Below are 15,644 nucleotides of genomic sequence, written 5' to 3' on the forward strand. Positions count from 1 at the left end.
CCCTTCATTTGTCACGACCGCGCGGCGGCGATCAGCTTCGACGAGGAGTAGCCGGATACGGTCGGCAGCAGCACGACTTCACCGCCGTGCCGGCGCACCACCTCGGCCTCCGGCAGATCGGCCTCGGCGTAATCGCCACCCTTGACCCAGACATCGGGGCGCAATTGCTCCAATATTCGCTCGGGTGAGCGTTCGTCGAACACGATGACGGCATCGACACACGCCAGCGCGGACAGCACCCGTGCCCGGTCTTCGGCCCGCATCACCGGCCGCCGTGGGCCTTTCAGCGCTCGCACCGACGCGTCGGAGTTGAGCAGGACCACCAACGCGTCACCGAGTTGTCGTGCGTCGCACAGCAGTCGGACGTGGCCGGTGTGCAACAGATCGAAGCAGCCGCCGGTGGCGATCAACGTCCCGCCCCGGTTGCGCAGCCTGTCACGTACGGTGGCGACGTCACCGGTGATGGCGTCGAATTCGCCGACGGCCGAATGGCTTGCGCCGACAGACACCGGGGTCGATACGCCAGCCGCGCCGCCCGCGGCGACGAATCGGCTGGCCGCGTCGACTGCCACGGCGGCCGCCGCCGCGACGTCCTCTCCGGCGGCGAGCGCGAGGGTCGCAGCGATGGCGAACCGGTCTCCTGCGCCGCAGCTGTCGCCGCCTGCGCCGGCGGCAACCGCCGGAACCGGAATGAACGTGTTGGTCTCTGCGGTGGCGAGGACCGCGCCGCGCGATGCGCGCGTCACGCAGACGGCCTTGGCATGCCACCGCTTCCGCAGCGCATCGCCGCTTTCCGCACCGGCTTCCGCCTCGTTCGGCGTGACCAGCCAGCAGCCCTGCACCGGCGCGGCACCGCGCGGATGCGGATCCCAGACGACGGGCACGCGGTTCGCCGCTGCGGTCAGCGCGTCCCTGACGCCGGGATGGGAGGCAACGCCGCGGCCGTAATCGGCGACGCAGATCGCTCTCGCGTTCTGCAGAACCTCGGCCGCATGACCGGGAATCGACTCGCACCCGGCTGTGCCGTCGCCGTGATCCACTCGAAGCATCGAGTGACCGGCGGCTCGAATCCTGGTCTTGCAGACGGTGTTACCGGACAACGGCAGTCGGACGACGGTGACACCGGCGGAGGTGAGCAGGCGGTCCAGCGCCTGCCCGTCGGGGTCGTCCGCCAAAGCGGTTACCAGGACCACGTCGGATTCCAGCCGGGCGGCCAGCACCGCCGCCAGACCTGCCCCGCCGGGCCGGTGCCAGACCCGCTTCGTGTCCACGACTGCGACCGGCGCTTCGGGGCTGAGTCGAGTCGCGCTGCCTTCGATATCGACGTCGAGCATCGAATCGCCCACGATCACAATGGGTTCACTCATGGCTGGCTCCCAACAGCACATCGTCGACCGCGATGCACAGGGCGTGGACGAGTAGCAGGTGGATCTCTTGCACCGTCGCGGTGGTGGAGGCCTCGACGCAGACGGCGTCATCGCACATGGCCGCCAGCGGGTTGGGCGCCGGGCCGGACAACGCCCACGTAGTGAGCCCGGTTTCGTGTGCCGCCTTGACGGCACACAGCACGTTGGGGCTGGTGCCGCTGGTCGACAGTGCCACCAGGATGTCGCCAGGTCTGCCGTGCGCCCGCACCCCTCGGGCGTACATATCGTCAGTGCCGTAGTCGTTGGCGATTGCCGTCAGCGCCGACGTGTCGGCGTGTAACGAGATGGCGGACAACGGCATCCGCTCATCGCGGAACCGACCGACCAGTTCTGCGGTCAGATGCTGAGCCTCGGCGGCGCTGCCGCCGTTGCCGCAGGCGAGCAGGCGGCCGCCACCGATAAGCACGTCCGCCAGTCGACTGCCCCACGCCTGCAGGCGCGGTGCCTCCGCACTGATCTGCCCGACCGCGGTCGCCAAGGCCGTGATATGGGTTTCAATCACGATGTATCTCCAATCGGTCGACCGCATCCAACAACTCGGCGTCGGTGATCCCATCCAGACACGGATGGCCGAGCACCGGACAGGTGCGGGCGCGGGTTTCTCGGCACGGGGCCTCCTGGTCGCCGAGACGAATGACATTCCTGCCGTACGGACTCCACTGCGACGCGGGCACGACGGGCGCGAACAGCGACACCACGGGTGCACCAACCGCCGCGGCCAGGTGCGCGGGCCCGGTGTTCGGTGTCACCACGACGCGCGCCGCCGCGTACACCGCGCCCAGGATGGCCAGCGGGGTTCGCCCGCCCAGATCGACGGCGGCGGTGCCGGCGACCTCCGCGGTGAGGGCTTTCTCCGACTCGTCCCCGGTGACGACGACGCGGTGCCCCGCGGCAGCCAGCGCAGCGACCATCTGTGCGCTACGCGGCGTGCTCGGGCGGCGAGCGGGCACAGCGGCTCCGGGGTGGAACGCGAGAAACGGCGCTCGGCCGATGATTTCGGCGATGTCGTCGGGCAGCTTCGGCAACTCTCGCACGGCCAGCCCGCCGTCGTCCGCCCACGGCAGTTCGCAACCGGCCGCGCGGACCAGCGACAGGGCTCGTTCCGGTTCGGGGACACCTGCCGCCACGTGGTGGCGCAGGTCGAGCAGTGTGCCCGGATAGTCCTCGCTGATCGCGCCTATCCACGGTATGTCGGCCATCCGGCAGATCAGTGCGAGCGGCAGCGGTGACTGGTGAAACGACGTGAAGATGTACACCCGGCTCGGCGCCACGTCGCGCAGCAGCTTGAGCAGTGACTCGACGTGCGCGGCGGTGAGTTCCTGGGAGTCGAAATCCACCCACGGCGCCTGCCATTCGATGATGTCGTCTACGGCGGGCAGCAACTCGGCGGCGGCGCGGCCACGCGGGCCCGCCAGGAACGTGACCGCATCGTGGGCGGCCGCGACGGCGCGCACCGCGGGACCGGTGATCAGCACGTCGCCGGCGCTGTCCAGTCTGGCCACCACCGCGCGGTTCATCGGCAGTCCTTCAGCACGAGTGAAACCGCGTCGGTCAGGGTGGCGGCCACGCGGGCGCGTGCCCTGGCGTCGCTGATCTCCTGTCGTCGGGTCCGTTCGGTGGGCACCAGCACCACGTCGGCGTTCGCCGAGAGCGCCGCCTCGACGTCGCCGCCGGTGTCGCCGATCATCACGCACCGTGTCGGGTCAACGCCGAGCGCGTCGGCGGCGGCCTCGACCATGCCCGCCGCGGGCTTGCGGCAGCGGCACCCGTCTCCTTCGTCATGGGTGCAGATCTGCCAGGAATCGAACGGCCCAAGCAACGCATCGACTTTCGCGTTGACAGCCTCCAGCTGTTCGGCGGTGATCAAGCCCTTCGCGACCCCGGACTGATTGGTCACAATGGCGAGCAGCAGCCCGCGTTCGCGCAGCCGACCCAGCGCGTCGAGGGCACCCGGGACCGGTCGGACGCCGCCGGGATCGTTGAGGTACGGGCTGTCTTCGATGATCGTGTCGTCACGGTCCAGCAGGACGGCAAGCGGCGGGTCCCGGCGCGCCGCCCGGAAGGTCCACTCGCCATACACGCGATGCGCCACGGCGGTGGGCGGGATCAGGATGCTGGTCAACGCGATTCGGCCGGCCTCGACCGGGGTGTGCGGACCCGCCCAGAATCGTCGCGCGGCGAATTCGGCTGTCAGCGCGCACCAGAGTTGAGTCGCGCGTCGCGCGAGTCGCCCATGACAGGTCAGCGATGCGATCAGCGCGGTGGCGGCCGCCAGGCACGTCATTGCGTGGCCGGGCATCCGTCCACGGCCTTCCCCGATGGCGGTCCGCCAGGTCCTCCCGTGCTTGCGACGCATCAGCGCGTTGTCCCGGTTGCCGATCTGCGCCCTGATACTGCTGAACAGCGTCGCCTTGGCCACCGGATGAGTGCATCGCCGCGCGCCGTTGACAATGTTGTTGCCCGACATGGTGATTCGGAGCGCCAGATCGGAATCCTCCCGATACGCGCGGGGAAAGCGCTCGTCGAATCCGCCGATGGCTACCAACGCCGAACGCCGATAGGCCATATCGGCGGTGATCCACTTGGCATCCGACAGTCGCTGGGTGCGCCGCTCGTCGTCGGTGGCCCTGCGGCCTGCCACTCGCGGCACCTCGATGATCGCCTGTGAACCGGCAGCGCCGGCTTCTTCGGCCGCGGCGAGGTCGTCGGCCAGCGCGCTGAACCAATTCGCCTGCGGTAGCACGTCATCGTCGAGGAAACAGATCCACGCGCAGCGGGTGGCGCGCCACCCCACATTGCGCGCGGCGGCGGGGCCCCTGGCGCCGCTGCGCAGCACCCGCACAGCCAAATTCGACGCCACATGCAACGGTGTCGACGTGTCGGCTCGATCGTCGACGACGATCACCTCAGCCGGCCGGGGCCCCGCGGAGCCGTCGAGTTCTGCCAGCAGACGGTGAAGCGAGTCCCGGCCGATGGTCGGTATCACGATGGCGTAGCCCGTCATCGGGGCCGACTCACCAGAAACGGGCCGATCGCCAACACGTCGATCGGCGCGCTGCCGAAGCACTCCAATGCGTCGCGGGGGCTGTCGACCATCGGTCGGCCCGACGTGTTGAAGCTGGTGTTGACCACCACCGGCACACCCGTACGTTCGCAGAACCGACTGAGGGTGGCGTGCAGCAGCGCGTTCGTCGGCTCGACGGTCTGTACCCGCGCGGTGCCGTCGACGTGGGTGACGGCAGGGATCTTCGGCCGCCACTCGGCGGCGACGTCGTGTACGAACAACATGTACGGGCTGGGAATCGGTCCGCCCGAGAAGATTTCGCTCGCGCGCTCAGCTAGAACCATCGGGGCGACGGGACGGAATTGCTCGCGGCCTTTGACGGTGTTGAGCCGCTCCAGGTTTGCGCTGTTGCGCGGGTCGGCGAGCAGGGAGCGTCCACCGAGCGCGCGCGGCCCGAACTCCGCGCGGCCCTGGAACCACCCCACCAGCAGATCGTCGGCGAGCGCGTCGCCGACGGCGGCGGCATAGTCCACGGGCCGCTCGTAGGCCAGCGCCGCCTCACGCAGAGTCGACTCGATTTCGTCGTCGGAGAATCCGCGACCCAACTGGGCGGTCGGCATGGGAGCGAGCGGTTCGCCTGCCTCGCCCGCGAGGGCGAGTGCGGCACCCAGCGCGGTGCCGGAGTCCCCCGCGGCGGGTTGCACCCAGACGTTGCTGAAGCCGCCGTGCTGCCACAGCTTCGAGTTGGCCACACAGTTGAGCGCCACTCCCCCTGCTAGACAGAGGTTTTCGTACTCGGTTTGGTCCCGCAGCCAACGGACGAGGTCGAGAAGCACCTCTTCGACCACTTTCTGCACGCTGCAGGCCAAGTCAAAATTGTGTTCCCCGCGCGTGCCGAACTCCGTCCAGTCCACCGGCTCGGTGCGGAAGCCGCCCTCGCCGGTGGCATAGACCAATTCGCGGAACCGGTCGGCGAACCGCGGCGTCCCGTAGGACGCCATCGCCATCACCTTGTACTCGTCGCTGGAACGTTTGAAGCCCAGATGCTCGGTGAGGTCTTCGTAGAGCAGGCCCAGGGAATGCGGCAAGGCCTGGGTGGCCAGCACGTCGATCTTGCTGTCTGTGAAGCTGCCCGCCAACATCGACGTCCGCTCCCCCCGGCCGTCGACCACCAGGACGGCACAATCGGGATGCGGCGACGCGAGGGCGCTCGACGCGGCGTGCGCCACGTGATGGCGGACATGCCGCACGATCGCGGAATCCAGTCCTGGAAGGGCAGCCTGCAGAAAGCGCGGCGCCCGCTCGGCATACATGGTGCGCAGGTACTCCCAGTCGCAATCGAAACCGCCTGCCGTCACGTCGGCTTCGGCCATCAGCCGTGGGTCGTACGAGTAGCCGACCGCATCGAGGTCTGACGGCCGAAGCCCTGCCTCGGCGAGGCACCATTGCGCCGCCTGAGCCGGCAGTTCCCATGTGGAGAACGGCACCGCCTGCTTACCGTGCTTGCGCCGTGAGAATCGTTCCTCCTCCGCCGCCGCGATGATCTGACCGTCGACGACCAGCGCCGCGGCCGGGTCGTGGAACACCGCGTTTATGCCGAGTATGCGCACTAGGAATCTCCTATCTTCCCTGCAGGGCAGCGGATTTCGAGAGATTTGCGTCTCGCTGGGCACGGAACCACTTCAGTGTGGCCGCCAGCCCCGTCCGGTAGTCGACCCGTGGTCGCCAGCGCAGCCGTTCACCGGCGACGGTGATGTCCGGACAGCGACGCTGCGGATCGTCCTCAACCGCGGGCAGAAAGTGAATCGGGGACCGACTGCCCGCGAGGTCGCGGACGAGTTCGGCGATGTGCAGCACCGACAGCTCATCGGGATTTCCGATGTTGACCGGGCCAGCGAAGTCGGATCGGGCCAGCGCGAGCAGCCCCTCGACAGTGTCGTCCACAAAACACAGTGAGCGGGTCTGGTGGCCGGTGCCGGTCACCGTGATCGGTTCTCCCGCCAGCGCCTGATGGCAGAACGTCGGGACCATGCGGCCGTCGTCGGAGCGCATCCCCGGCCCATAGGTGTTGAAGATGCGCGCCACGCCCACGTCGGCCGAACGCACCCGCCGATACGCGAACGTCAACGCTTCTGCGAACCGCTTCGCCTCGTCGTACACGCTTCGCGGCCCAATCGGATTGACGTTTCCCCAATATGTTTCGGGTTGCGGATGCTGCAGCGGGTCACCGTAGACCTCGCTGGTCGACGCCAACACCATGCGCGCGCCGCAGCGTTCCGCGATGTCGAGGGCGTTGGCGGTGCCCAGGGCGCCGGTCCGCATGGTCTGTACCGGCAGGCGCAGGTAGTCGACCGGTGATGCCGGCGAGGCCAAATGCAGCACGGTGTCGACATCGACGTGTGTGCGCAGCGGTTCGCCGATGTCGTGCCGTATGAAGTGGTAGCCGGACTTGCCGAGAAACGCGGTCGCTGCCGACGCGGCGCTCGTCGACAGGTCGTCGACGCAGAACACCTCTACGCCATCATCGAGCAGGCGTGCGCACATATGTGCACCGAGGAACCCCCCGCCGCCGGTGACCATCACGCGGTTGAGTTCATGCATCGGTGTTTGTCCTCCGTTGCCGTGGGTAGGCGGCACCGTTATGGATGCCATGGCCCGCACGTCGTTCGTCATCGCCAGCCGCAACCGCGCTCACGAGCTGGCCACCACGGTTGCCAGGTTGCTCGACAGCACGTGTTGCCCAATCATTGTCGTGGACAACGATTCCCACGACGATTCCGTCGCAGTCATGAATCACGTCGCGGCCAGGGCCGCGGGCCGTCTGCGCGTCATCGAGCTGACCCAGAACCTGGGAGCGGTGGGCCGCAATATCGGGGTCCGCGCGGCAAAAACGCCGTATGTCGCGTTCTGCGACGACGACTCGTGGTGGACGCCTGAGTCCCCCGCGATCGGCGCCGCGCTGTTCGACCGGCACCCGTCGCTGGGTCTGGTAGCCGCGCGCACGATCGTCTGGCCGCAGGACCGGGAGGACCCGTTCTGTGCCCAGCTGGCCGCCAGCCCCCTCGGTCGCCGTTCCGATCTGCCGGGACCGTCCGTGCTTGGATTCATGAGTTGTGCGGCGATGGTGCGTAAGCAGGCGTTCGAGGCGGCAGGCGGTTTCAGCGAAATCCTGCACTTCCGCGGCGAGGAGGAGTTGCTCGCGGTCGACATGGCCGTGCTCGGCTGGGATCTGTGCTACTGCCCGGATCTCGTCGCGATCCACGAGCCGTCCGCCGTGCGAAGAAGCACTGCGGCACAGGACGCTCGAACACTGCGTAACGCGGTGCTGACGACGTGGATGAGGCGCCCAATGCCCCACTGCTTCAGAGCGGCTGGTGCGCTGTTCGCGGCCGCGCTGAAGGATCGTGAGCATGCGCGGGCCGCTGTCGAGGCGATTCGGCGGCTGCCGGATGTCGTCAACGAGCGCAGGCAGCTGCCGGCCAGTGTGGAACGCGCGCTGACCGTGCTGGAGTCGCGATGAATCCGTCATCCCGACGAGAGCTTCGACGCCGGCGCAGCCGGAACAAGTCGCTCGGGGGGGACCAACCGGTCGTAGATCCGCAACGTGTCCGCGGCGATCCGGTCCCAGGAGTAGCGGGCCTTCGCACGGTCGCGGCCTGCGGCGCCGAGGCTCTGCCGCAGAAACTCGTCGCGCACCAACTGTTTGATGGCTGCAGCCACGTGGGCAGGGCTATTCGGCTCGACCAATTGGCCGGTGACGTCGTGCACGACGGTGTCGAGCATGCCGCCGACCGCCGCGGCCACCACCGGCACACCGCACGCCATTGCCTCCAGCGGCACGATGCCGAACGGCTCGTACCATGGTGTGCAGGCGACTACGTCGGCTGACCGAAGAATGGCCGGCATATCGCCGCGCGCGACCGACCCGTACAGGTACACACGGTCGGCGACGCCGAGTTCGTCAGCCAGCCTCAGCAGTCGGCAGGCTTCCTTGTCCTTGCTCAGTTGCGACTTCTCCGGGCCACCGACAATGACCAGTTCGGTGTCGGGAATCGCGGGCAACGCCCGTATGACGACGTCGAAACCCTTGCGGGGCACGAACCTTCCGACGCTTACGATGCGATGGCGATGGCCGCGCGGGGCCACCGGGCCTTCCGGGGTGAAGATGTCCACATCCACGCCGCAGGGCACGACCGACATCCTGGCGCGCGATCGGCCCAGCCGGACCAATTCGAAGACCTCGTCGGTACAGGTGGCGGCGACCCATGAGGCGCCGCGCGCCACCATCGCCTCGAGGCGCCGGCGCTCCTCGGGACTGGTGTCGTTGGCACCTTGGTGTCGGCGCTTCACCACACCGAGCGCATGGAAGGTCTGTACCGCAGGGATTCCCAGATGGCGGGCGGCCAATTGGGTTGCGACCCCCGACATCCAAAAATGGGCGTGCGTCACGTCCGGCCGATCGGCGCTCCACTGCGCGTCCAAGAATTGTGCGAACGGACCCATGTGGCGCAGCAATTCGTCCTTCGGCAGGTGTTCGGCAGGTCCCGCGGGTACATGCACGACCGTGTACCCCTGCGGCATGTCGACGCGTTCCGGCAACTCCGGGTCGTCACGCCGGGTGTACACCGTCACCGTGTGGCCTCGGCGCGTCAACGCCGCTGACAGCTCGGCGACATGCACGTTCTGTCCGCCAGCGTCGGCGCCGCCGAGGACGGCCAGCGGACTGGCATGTTCGGAGACCATCGCGACCTTCATCGGGACCCTCCCTTCGAGCGCTGTCCGCATGTGGTTTGGATGACGTCGTCCCATTCGGCGAGGAACCGGTCGAGTCCGAAATGGGTCGTGGCGAAGTCGCGGGCGGCCTTGCCAGCCGCGGAGGCGGCGGAGACGTCGGTGACGAACCCCTCCAGCGCATGCGCCAGCGTCGAGACGTCCGCGCTGACCACGCCAGCCTCCTGGGGCACCACCAGCGGTGCCATGGTGGACGCGACCGCCACCACCGGCATGCCCAGGAACATCGCCTCGATCAGGGAGAGCCCGAGGGAGGTCCACCGTGCGGTGTGCAGATAGACCCGCCGCCGCGCCACCTGGTGCAGTAGCCGCGGTGCCTGCACATCGCCTTTCCCGCAGAGCCGGGGCGGTGCGGACATCGCCTCACTTCCGATGCCCCACACATCGATGGGGGTGTGCCTCGACAATTCGGCCAGCAAATCGGCGCCGACGGTGCGCCAGCGCCTGCGCGGCTCGTTGATCATGGTGGCGGCGGCGCCGATCTCGCCGGTGTACAGAAAGCCGGGATCGGCGATGCCATGGTTGATCACCCGGGTCGGCGCCTTGCCGTTGTCCCACATCAATCGGTTGAAGTCAGTCACATGGATCAGCGGAATGTCGTCGCGCCCGGCCAGCGAGTGCACGCTGTCGACGGCGAAGGGCCGCGGCGCGTTGTGCTCGACGTAGACCGCCGGGATGTCGACGCCGGGCCTGCGACCCAACCATCGTGTCGCCAACTCGATTTCAGCGGCCCGCTGCAAGATCACCATGTCAATCTCTTCGGCACGCAACCGACTCCACGAAATCTCCTGCGCGCGAGGCCATTTCCGTCCACACAGACCTCGGCCGAATTCATCCCGATTCTCGTTCACAGGAAGTACATAGCGATGCCGACCCGCGACGAGTGCCTCCGTCCACGACCCATGCACATGCCACACCAATACCGAATGGGCGGCTTGCGATCCCGACATGCGAACCGCTTACCCGAAGCGCTTCACAGGTAACGGTCGAGTGATCGACTCTTCGTTAAGTGACTACCCACTTTCGTAAACCGGATCGAACGCGGCCGTTGCCCGGTTTTCGGCAAGATCAGAAAGGGTATTCCGGCCGTTATGCCAGACAGCGAACACCTGCCCGACGACGTGCCAGTCGCCGACGCGGTAGAGCAAACCCGGACGCCCACTGAGCCTGCACTCGACGAAGAGGCCTCCGCCGAACCGCCGGACTCCCCGCCGCTGGAGGCGACGGAAGCCGACTGGCAGGAACAGCTCGAGGTCGTCGATCTCGACCCCGAGGATGTCGATCTGGACCTGTCCTGACAGGCCCGAACGGTGGTGACTGCCGGGCTGACGGGAGCGGCTATGGCACAACTGAATGGACGCCCGCGGCGCTGGCGGACCGGAGCCGTCCTGGTCGCGATCTTCGTCGCGTTCGGCCTGCTGTTGACCCGCTGTCCGGCGAACCGTGACGGTATGCCGGGACAACTGGCCCAGTCCATGGAGGAGTCCACCGGCGCGGCCCGCAGCGGCGCCCTGGCACTGGACATGTGGCTGCAGCGGCGCTCCACCACTGCACTCACCAGCGTTGCGCTCACCGATGCGCGCGACGAGGTTGTCAAGGCCTTCAAGGGAATTGCCGAGCTGCGGGCAGAGGATCCAGTCGACGTCGACCGCCAGCGCATGCTGGCCCAGTCGATGACCGACATCATCGCGCAACTGAACGCGGCGGGCGCGTCGATCCGAGACGTCACCAAGGCGCCGCCCGCCCAGAAGGCGCGTGACGACCTGCGCGCGGCGGCCGACGCACTCGAGAGCGCGTACCGCTGATGAAGAAGCTCTTCTCGGTCGCACTGGGAATCCTCACCGCCATCGGCGGATTCGTTGATATCGGCGATCTGGTGACCAATGCGGTCGTCGGTTCGCGATTCGGCATGGCGCTGGTCTGGGTGGTGGTGGTCGGGGTGGTCGGAATCTGTCTGTACGCCAACATGGCCGGACGTGTCGCCGCCGTCAGCGGCCGGGCCACATTCGAGATCATCCGCGAGCGCCTCGGCCCACGCGCCGCGGCGGCGAACCTGTCCGCGTCATTCTTCATCAACCTGATGACGTTGACCGCCGAGATCGGTGGCGTCGCATTGGCGCTGCAGTTGGCCACCGACGTCGGGCGCACGATGTGGATTCCAGTTGCCGCGTTCGGCGTATGGGTGGTGGTGTGGCGCGTCAAGTTCTCCATCATGGAGAACGTGACCGGGCTGCTCGGCCTCTTCCTGATCATCTTCGCGGTCAGTGTGTTTGCGCTGCACCCGAATTGGGCCGACCTCACGCAACAGGTCACGTCACCGGTCATTCCGGAGAAGGAGTCGGCGGCCACATACTGGTATTTCGCGGTCGCACTGTTCGGTGCCGCGATGACACCGTACGAGGTGTTCTTCTTCTCCTCCGGAGCAGTGGAGGAGCATTGGACCAAGAAGGATCTGGGCACGTCGCGGCTCAACGTCTTGGTGGGCTTCCCGCTGGGCGGAATGTTGTCGATCGCGATCGCCGCATGCGCGACGATCGTGCTGCTGCCCAACCAGATCGAAGTCACGACTCTGTCGGAGACGGTGATGCCGGTCGTAGCCGCGGGCGGAAAACTGTTCCTTGCGTTCGCGATCGTCGGGATCGTCGCAGCGACGTTCGGCGCCGCGCTGGAAACCGCGTTGTCCGGCGGCTACATCCTGGCCCAATTCCTGGGTTGGCCGTGGGGGAAGTTCCGGCGTCCGGCGGAGGCGGCGCGATTCCATGTGGTGATGATGGTGACGATCGTCCTCGGTGCCGCGGTGCTCTACACCGGCATCGACCCGATCATGGTCACCGAGTACTCGGTCGTGTTCTCTGCCATCGCGTTGCCGCTGACGTATCTGCCAATCCTGATCGTGGCCAACGATTCCCAATACATGGGCGCCGAGACCAACGGGAGGGTGACAAACGTCTTCGCCTCCGTGTATCTGGTGATCATCCTGGCGGCGTCGCTCGCCGCGATCCCGCTGATGATCGTGACAGGAGCCGGCCAATGAGCGAGCTTCCCACCCAACCCCACCGCGGCCGAGTGCTCGACGCCCGCCTGCATCTGCTGGACCGCCAACTGCTCGACGACGCCGGCGATCCGGCGGGGATCGTCGACGACCTCGAACTCGCGGGGGTGGAATTCGACACGGGCATCGCGAACAGCAGCGACGCCCCGCAGGTGACCTCGCTGCTGTCCGGTCACGTCGTGGCCACTCGGATCTTCGGCGGCAAGCCCCCTCGGTCACGCCTGCAGGCCATCCCGTGGGATCTGGTCGCCTCGGTGTCAGTGGTGGTGACGTTGAAACCCACTGATGTGGCCCTCGACAGCGGCTGGATGGAGAAGTGGCTGTGCGATCGAATCGTCAAGCGCATCCCGGGAGGCAGGCATGCTGCTGAGTGAGGTGCTCGGGCTGCGCGTCGTCGACGCCGGGAACCATCCGGTGGGCACGGTGGTCGACGTCCGACTGACGATCTCAGATGCGCACGATCTGCCGAAGCCGCGGGTTCTCGGCCTGGTGATCAGCCCCCGCACGAAGTCGTCCTTCCTCGGCTATGAGCGTTCCGCGGCCAACGCCCCTGTGATGATCGCCGCACTGATGCGCTGGCGGCACCGCGGCACTTTCGTGGCCGCCTGGGACGACGTCGCCCGAATCGGCTCTGACCTGGTCAGATTGCGTCCCGGTTTCACCCGGTACTCCCCGGTGCTGCGCGATGCAGGCGTTTAGCCATTCGAGGCCACGGGAATGCCACCCCGCAGCGAGGGGAGATTCCTCTTGTCGGCCCGCAGGGCCCTCCGACCCAGATCAACAGTGGAAGGGTAAGCATGACCGAGAAGAACAGTGGCCCCCAAGAAGGCATCAAGGGCGCCGTCGAAGACGTCAAGGGCAAGGCGAAGGAAGCGGTCGGCACCGTCACGGGTCGTGACGATCTGACCCGCGAAGGCAAGGCACAGCAGGACAAGGCCGACGCCCAGAAGGACGTCGCCAAGAAGGAAGCCGAAGCGGAATCCGCCCGCGCCGGCGCACATGCCGCCGAGCGGCGTCAGGAATCCGAGCAGCACTGATCTCACACGAAAGAGGCCCAGCCGATCGGCTGGGCCTCTTTTCGTCTCAACTACTTGGGCGTTGTCGATGAGCATCGGGATGCTGTGCGTACCAACGATCTTCGATGCGGCGCACCCGCAGATGCTCGACGAGCAGCCAACCTCCTCCAATCAGAAACAGTACAAGGGACGTGATCCCGAGGCTGATCCCGACGCTGTGATGTGCCGACGCGTGCGCGGCCAGTGCGGAAACGAAAAGCACAAGGGCGACGCCGATCACGATCAGCCCCGGCATGATCTTGTTGTCCTTCATCGACTCGCCTGCGTGCGGCCGCGTCGTCCTCGCGTGGTCGACAGGATCCTTCGGGCCCTTCATCGGTACTCCTCTCTCGGCATACCTACAGCCGCCGAAACTGGGCTGATTTCAACGGTAGGACTACCCGGCGGCGCCGTCACGCGTTCGGCGGATACTGCTCGCGCCGTAGCACGGCGGCGAGATGGGCGGCGTTGCGGGCGGCCGAGGCGGTGGTCTTGGCGACGGGTTCGGGGACTTCGTCGAGGTCGTCGTAGTTCTTCGACTGCATCGCCTCGCCGGTCCAATACGTTCCGGCCTGCGCGGGAATGGAGAAGCCGATGTCGTTGAGGCCCTGGAACAGGTCGGCGATGACCTTGTGGGCACCGTCTTCGTTGCCCACCACCGCGACGATCGCGACCTTGCCCACCATGACCGGGCGTCCGGCGTCGTCCGTGGTGGACAACTCGGCGTCGAGACGCTCGAGGACACGCTGCGCGATGCTGCACGGATGGCCTACCCAGATCGGTGTGGCGAGCACGAGAATGTCGGAGTCCAGGATGGTTTGGCGGATTCTGGGCCACTCGTCGCCGTCACCCATATCGGCCTCGACGCCCGGGTGAATCGCGTAATCGACCATCCGCAGCGATTCGGTCTTCACACCGGCTTCCCGCAACCCCTGACACACGTGTTCGGCCATCAGGGCGCTGCTCGACGGGGCAGGGCTCGGTTTCAGACTGCATACGAGCGCGACAGCGCGCAACGGTCCTGAAGAGGTTTCGGGCATGCGCCGGGGCTACCCGGCTGACGAAAGGTCAAACGACGCCGGGCTATCCGCCAAGCAGGACGGGGCCTGCCAGCGCGGGCATGCTCATCGCCACCACCACGAGCATCAACGTGACCAGGACCCAGCCCGCGCCCTGCCACGCCCACCAGGTCTCACGGTTGCGCCACGTCTGATAGGTACGCACGAAAGCCCACACCGCCCCTGCCAGGAAGATCAGCGGCGCACCGACTGACAGCAACGTCCGCTGGGGCACCCCGCAGGCCACGGTGTCGGCGGTGGCGCCCTGGCACGTGCTCAGCCACAGCGCCGCGAAGACCAGAAACGCCAACCCTGCCACCGCGACGACCGAGCCGAAGCGCACCGCATCGCGCACGTTTGCCCTGTCGTGCCGTAAGTCGTTGGGATTGTTATACACAGCCACCCGAATTCCCTGCTCAAACGTATCCGTCCAATGCGCGGGGAGATTCCCTGTCCGGCGAACGAATAAACCTCTACCGCTCGACGCGCAGGTGCGCGGTCAGCAGGAGCCTGTCGTACACCGACCTAGCGGGCAGTACCTCGTCATAGGGCAGGTCCAGGAAGTCCCTGGCGAGTTGCTCGGCCAGCGCGCGCAACTTGGTATTCGTCTCCTGCGAGCGCCACTTCAGCAACTCGAAAGCGGAATCGGCGTTGATCCGGTAGATCAACATCAACATCCCCTTGGCCTGCTCGATGCCGCTGCGGGCCTCGGCGATCTCGGCGACCGCCTCGGTGAATCGCTCCTTGTGGCCGCCCGTCGGCGACGGGGTGACGTCGACGTAGAAGCCGTGCGTTCCGACGACCTCGCCGGCTTCGTCGAAGATCTGGTCCCCCACGACCACCACGTCGTGGACTTCGCCTCTGGTGTCGACGATCCGGTGCCGGGTGGAGAATGCGCCTGCGGTGCGGCGGATCTCGTCCAGCGTCGCCGCGACCTGACCGTAGTCGTCGGGATGCTTGTGTGACAGAACCAGGTCCGTCGTCGGTTGCACCGTATCCGGCTCGTAGCCGTGCATCCGCTCCACCTGAGGCGACCATTCCCAGCGCTCGTCGGCGAAGTAGAACCGGAACCAACCGACCCGTTGGGGCTCGCCGCCCGCCAACGCGTGTTCGACGGGCGTCTGCCCCTCGCGGTCGGTCAACCCTTCGGTCATGGTGTGCAGGTTAGCTCGGCTCAGTACGTCACGGCATCGAAGCTGATCAGCCGTTCGTTTCGGGGACATCAGCGGGATCAGTGCGATCGCTGCTGTCGGGGCG

The 15,644-nt window shown here is 67.1% G+C and carries 19 protein-coding genes; 7 read left to right on the forward strand and 12 right to left on the reverse strand.

Annotated features, from left to right (window positions below; translation table 11 throughout):
* Nucleotides 1-11: 11 nt before the first annotated feature.
* From A5724_RS21865 to A5724_RS21890, 6 genes are read right to left on the reverse strand one after another with little or no spacing between them, the layout of a single operon-like run.
* Nucleotides 12-1,367 (reverse strand): PfkB family carbohydrate kinase, encoded by a 1,356-nt coding sequence (locus A5724_RS21865; protein WP_067807011.1) that lies wholly within the window; start codon nucleotides 1,365-1,367, stop codon nucleotides 12-14.
* Nucleotides 1,360-1,929: an SIS domain-containing protein gene (locus A5724_RS21870; RefSeq protein WP_067807014.1), complete on the reverse strand. Its 570-nt coding sequence runs from the start codon at nucleotides 1,927-1,929 to the stop codon at nucleotides 1,360-1,362. The genes A5724_RS21865 and A5724_RS21870 overlap by 8 nt, the downstream gene beginning before the upstream one ends.
* Nucleotides 1,922-2,944 (reverse strand): glycosyltransferase family 9 protein, encoded by a 1,023-nt coding sequence (locus tag A5724_RS21875; protein WP_067807017.1) that lies wholly within the window; start codon nucleotides 2,942-2,944, stop codon nucleotides 1,922-1,924. The genes A5724_RS21870 and A5724_RS21875 overlap by 8 nt, the downstream gene beginning before the upstream one ends.
* Nucleotides 2,941-4,431: an HAD-IIIA family hydrolase gene (locus tag A5724_RS21880; RefSeq protein ID WP_067807020.1), complete on the reverse strand. Its 1,491-nt coding sequence runs from the start codon at nucleotides 4,429-4,431 to the stop codon at nucleotides 2,941-2,943. Before A5724_RS21880 ends, A5724_RS21875 begins: the two co-directional genes overlap by 4 nt.
* Nucleotides 4,428-6,041: a carbamoyltransferase C-terminal domain-containing protein gene (locus tag A5724_RS21885; RefSeq protein ID WP_067807023.1), complete on the reverse strand. Its 1,614-nt coding sequence runs from the start codon at nucleotides 6,039-6,041 to the stop codon at nucleotides 4,428-4,430. Before A5724_RS21885 ends, A5724_RS21880 begins: the two co-directional genes overlap by 4 nt.
* A 10-nt stretch (nucleotides 6,042-6,051) precedes the next feature.
* Complete coding sequence (locus A5724_RS21890) at nucleotides 6,052-7,083, reverse strand: NAD-dependent epimerase/dehydratase family protein (RefSeq protein WP_067807026.1); 1,032 nt, start codon at nucleotides 7,081-7,083, stop codon at nucleotides 6,052-6,054.
* Here A5724_RS21890 and A5724_RS21895 point away from each other — a divergent pair.
* Complete coding sequence (locus A5724_RS21895) at nucleotides 7,082-7,951, forward strand: glycosyltransferase family 2 protein (RefSeq protein ID WP_232004930.1); 870 nt, start codon at nucleotides 7,082-7,084, stop codon at nucleotides 7,949-7,951. The genes A5724_RS21890 and A5724_RS21895 overlap by 2 nt on opposite strands.
* A 5-nt stretch (nucleotides 7,952-7,956) precedes the next feature.
* On the opposite strand, the gene A5724_RS21900 is transcribed toward A5724_RS21895, so the two are convergent.
* Nucleotides 7,957-9,186, reverse strand: a complete 1,230-nt coding sequence (locus tag A5724_RS21900; protein ID WP_067807032.1) for a glycosyltransferase — start codon at nucleotides 9,184-9,186, stop codon at nucleotides 7,957-7,959.
* Nucleotides 9,183-10,172 (reverse strand): glycosyltransferase, encoded by a 990-nt coding sequence (locus tag A5724_RS21905; protein WP_067807035.1) that lies wholly within the window; start codon nucleotides 10,170-10,172, stop codon nucleotides 9,183-9,185. Before A5724_RS21905 ends, A5724_RS21900 begins: the two co-directional genes overlap by 4 nt.
* 141 nt (nucleotides 10,173-10,313) lie before the next feature.
* Between A5724_RS21905 and A5724_RS21910 the strand changes: the two genes are divergently transcribed.
* The 6 genes from A5724_RS21910 to A5724_RS21935 all read left to right on the forward strand — a co-directional run bounded on the left by A5724_RS21910 (nucleotide 10,314) and on the right by A5724_RS21935 (nucleotide 13,311).
* Nucleotides 10,314-10,520: a hypothetical protein gene (locus A5724_RS21910; protein WP_067807039.1), complete on the forward strand. Its 207-nt coding sequence runs from the start codon at nucleotides 10,314-10,316 to the stop codon at nucleotides 10,518-10,520.
* 42 nt (nucleotides 10,521-10,562) lie between these two features.
* Nucleotides 10,563-11,027, forward strand: coding sequence for a hypothetical protein (locus tag A5724_RS21915; protein WP_067807042.1), 465 nt, complete (start codon nucleotides 10,563-10,565; stop codon nucleotides 11,025-11,027).
* The gene (locus tag A5724_RS21920; protein ID WP_067807046.1) at nucleotides 11,027-12,256 is read left to right on the forward strand and encodes an NRAMP family divalent metal transporter; all 1,230 of its coding nucleotides are present in this window, start codon (nucleotides 11,027-11,029) and stop codon (nucleotides 12,254-12,256) included. Before A5724_RS21915 ends, A5724_RS21920 begins: the two co-directional genes overlap by 1 nt.
* A complete protein-coding gene (locus A5724_RS21925) occupies nucleotides 12,253-12,648 on the forward strand; it encodes a hypothetical protein (RefSeq protein ID WP_067807048.1) in 396 nt (131 codons plus the stop codon). The genes A5724_RS21920 and A5724_RS21925 overlap by 4 nt, the downstream gene beginning before the upstream one ends.
* The gene (locus tag A5724_RS21930; protein ID WP_067807050.1) at nucleotides 12,635-12,973 is read left to right on the forward strand and encodes a hypothetical protein; all 339 of its coding nucleotides are present in this window, start codon (nucleotides 12,635-12,637) and stop codon (nucleotides 12,971-12,973) included. Before A5724_RS21925 ends, A5724_RS21930 begins: the two co-directional genes overlap by 14 nt.
* Before the next feature lie 98 nt (nucleotides 12,974-13,071).
* Nucleotides 13,072-13,311, forward strand: coding sequence for a CsbD family protein (locus tag A5724_RS21935; RefSeq protein WP_067807053.1), 240 nt, complete (start codon nucleotides 13,072-13,074; stop codon nucleotides 13,309-13,311).
* 46 nt (nucleotides 13,312-13,357) lie between these two features.
* Here A5724_RS21935 and usfY read toward each other — a convergent pair whose 3' ends face one another.
* The 4 genes from usfY to A5724_RS21955 form a co-directional block, all read right to left on the reverse strand.
* Nucleotides 13,358-13,666 carry a protein UsfY gene (gene usfY / locus A5724_RS21940; RefSeq protein WP_067807056.1) on the reverse strand — a complete coding sequence of 103 codons (309 nt, stop codon included), beginning with the start codon at nucleotides 13,664-13,666 and terminating at the stop codon, nucleotides 13,358-13,360.
* Between the two features lie 76 nt (nucleotides 13,667-13,742).
* Nucleotides 13,743-14,369, reverse strand: a complete 627-nt coding sequence (locus A5724_RS21945; RefSeq protein WP_067807057.1) for a flavodoxin family protein — start codon at nucleotides 14,367-14,369, stop codon at nucleotides 13,743-13,745.
* Nucleotides 14,370-14,412: 43 nt separating this feature from the next.
* Nucleotides 14,413-14,790 (reverse strand): hypothetical protein, encoded by a 378-nt coding sequence (locus A5724_RS21950; protein ID WP_067807060.1) that lies wholly within the window; start codon nucleotides 14,788-14,790, stop codon nucleotides 14,413-14,415.
* A gap of 70 nt (nucleotides 14,791-14,860) precedes the next feature.
* Entirely contained in the window at nucleotides 14,861-15,541 is a 681-nt protein-coding gene (locus A5724_RS21955) for a PAS and ANTAR domain-containing protein (protein WP_067807063.1), read from the reverse strand.
* Nucleotides 15,542-15,644: the final 103 nt, after the last annotated feature.

This window comes from Mycobacterium sp. ACS1612 (assembly GCF_001667505.1).
Taxonomy (GTDB): Bacteria; Actinomycetota; Actinomycetes; order Mycobacteriales; family Mycobacteriaceae; genus Mycobacterium.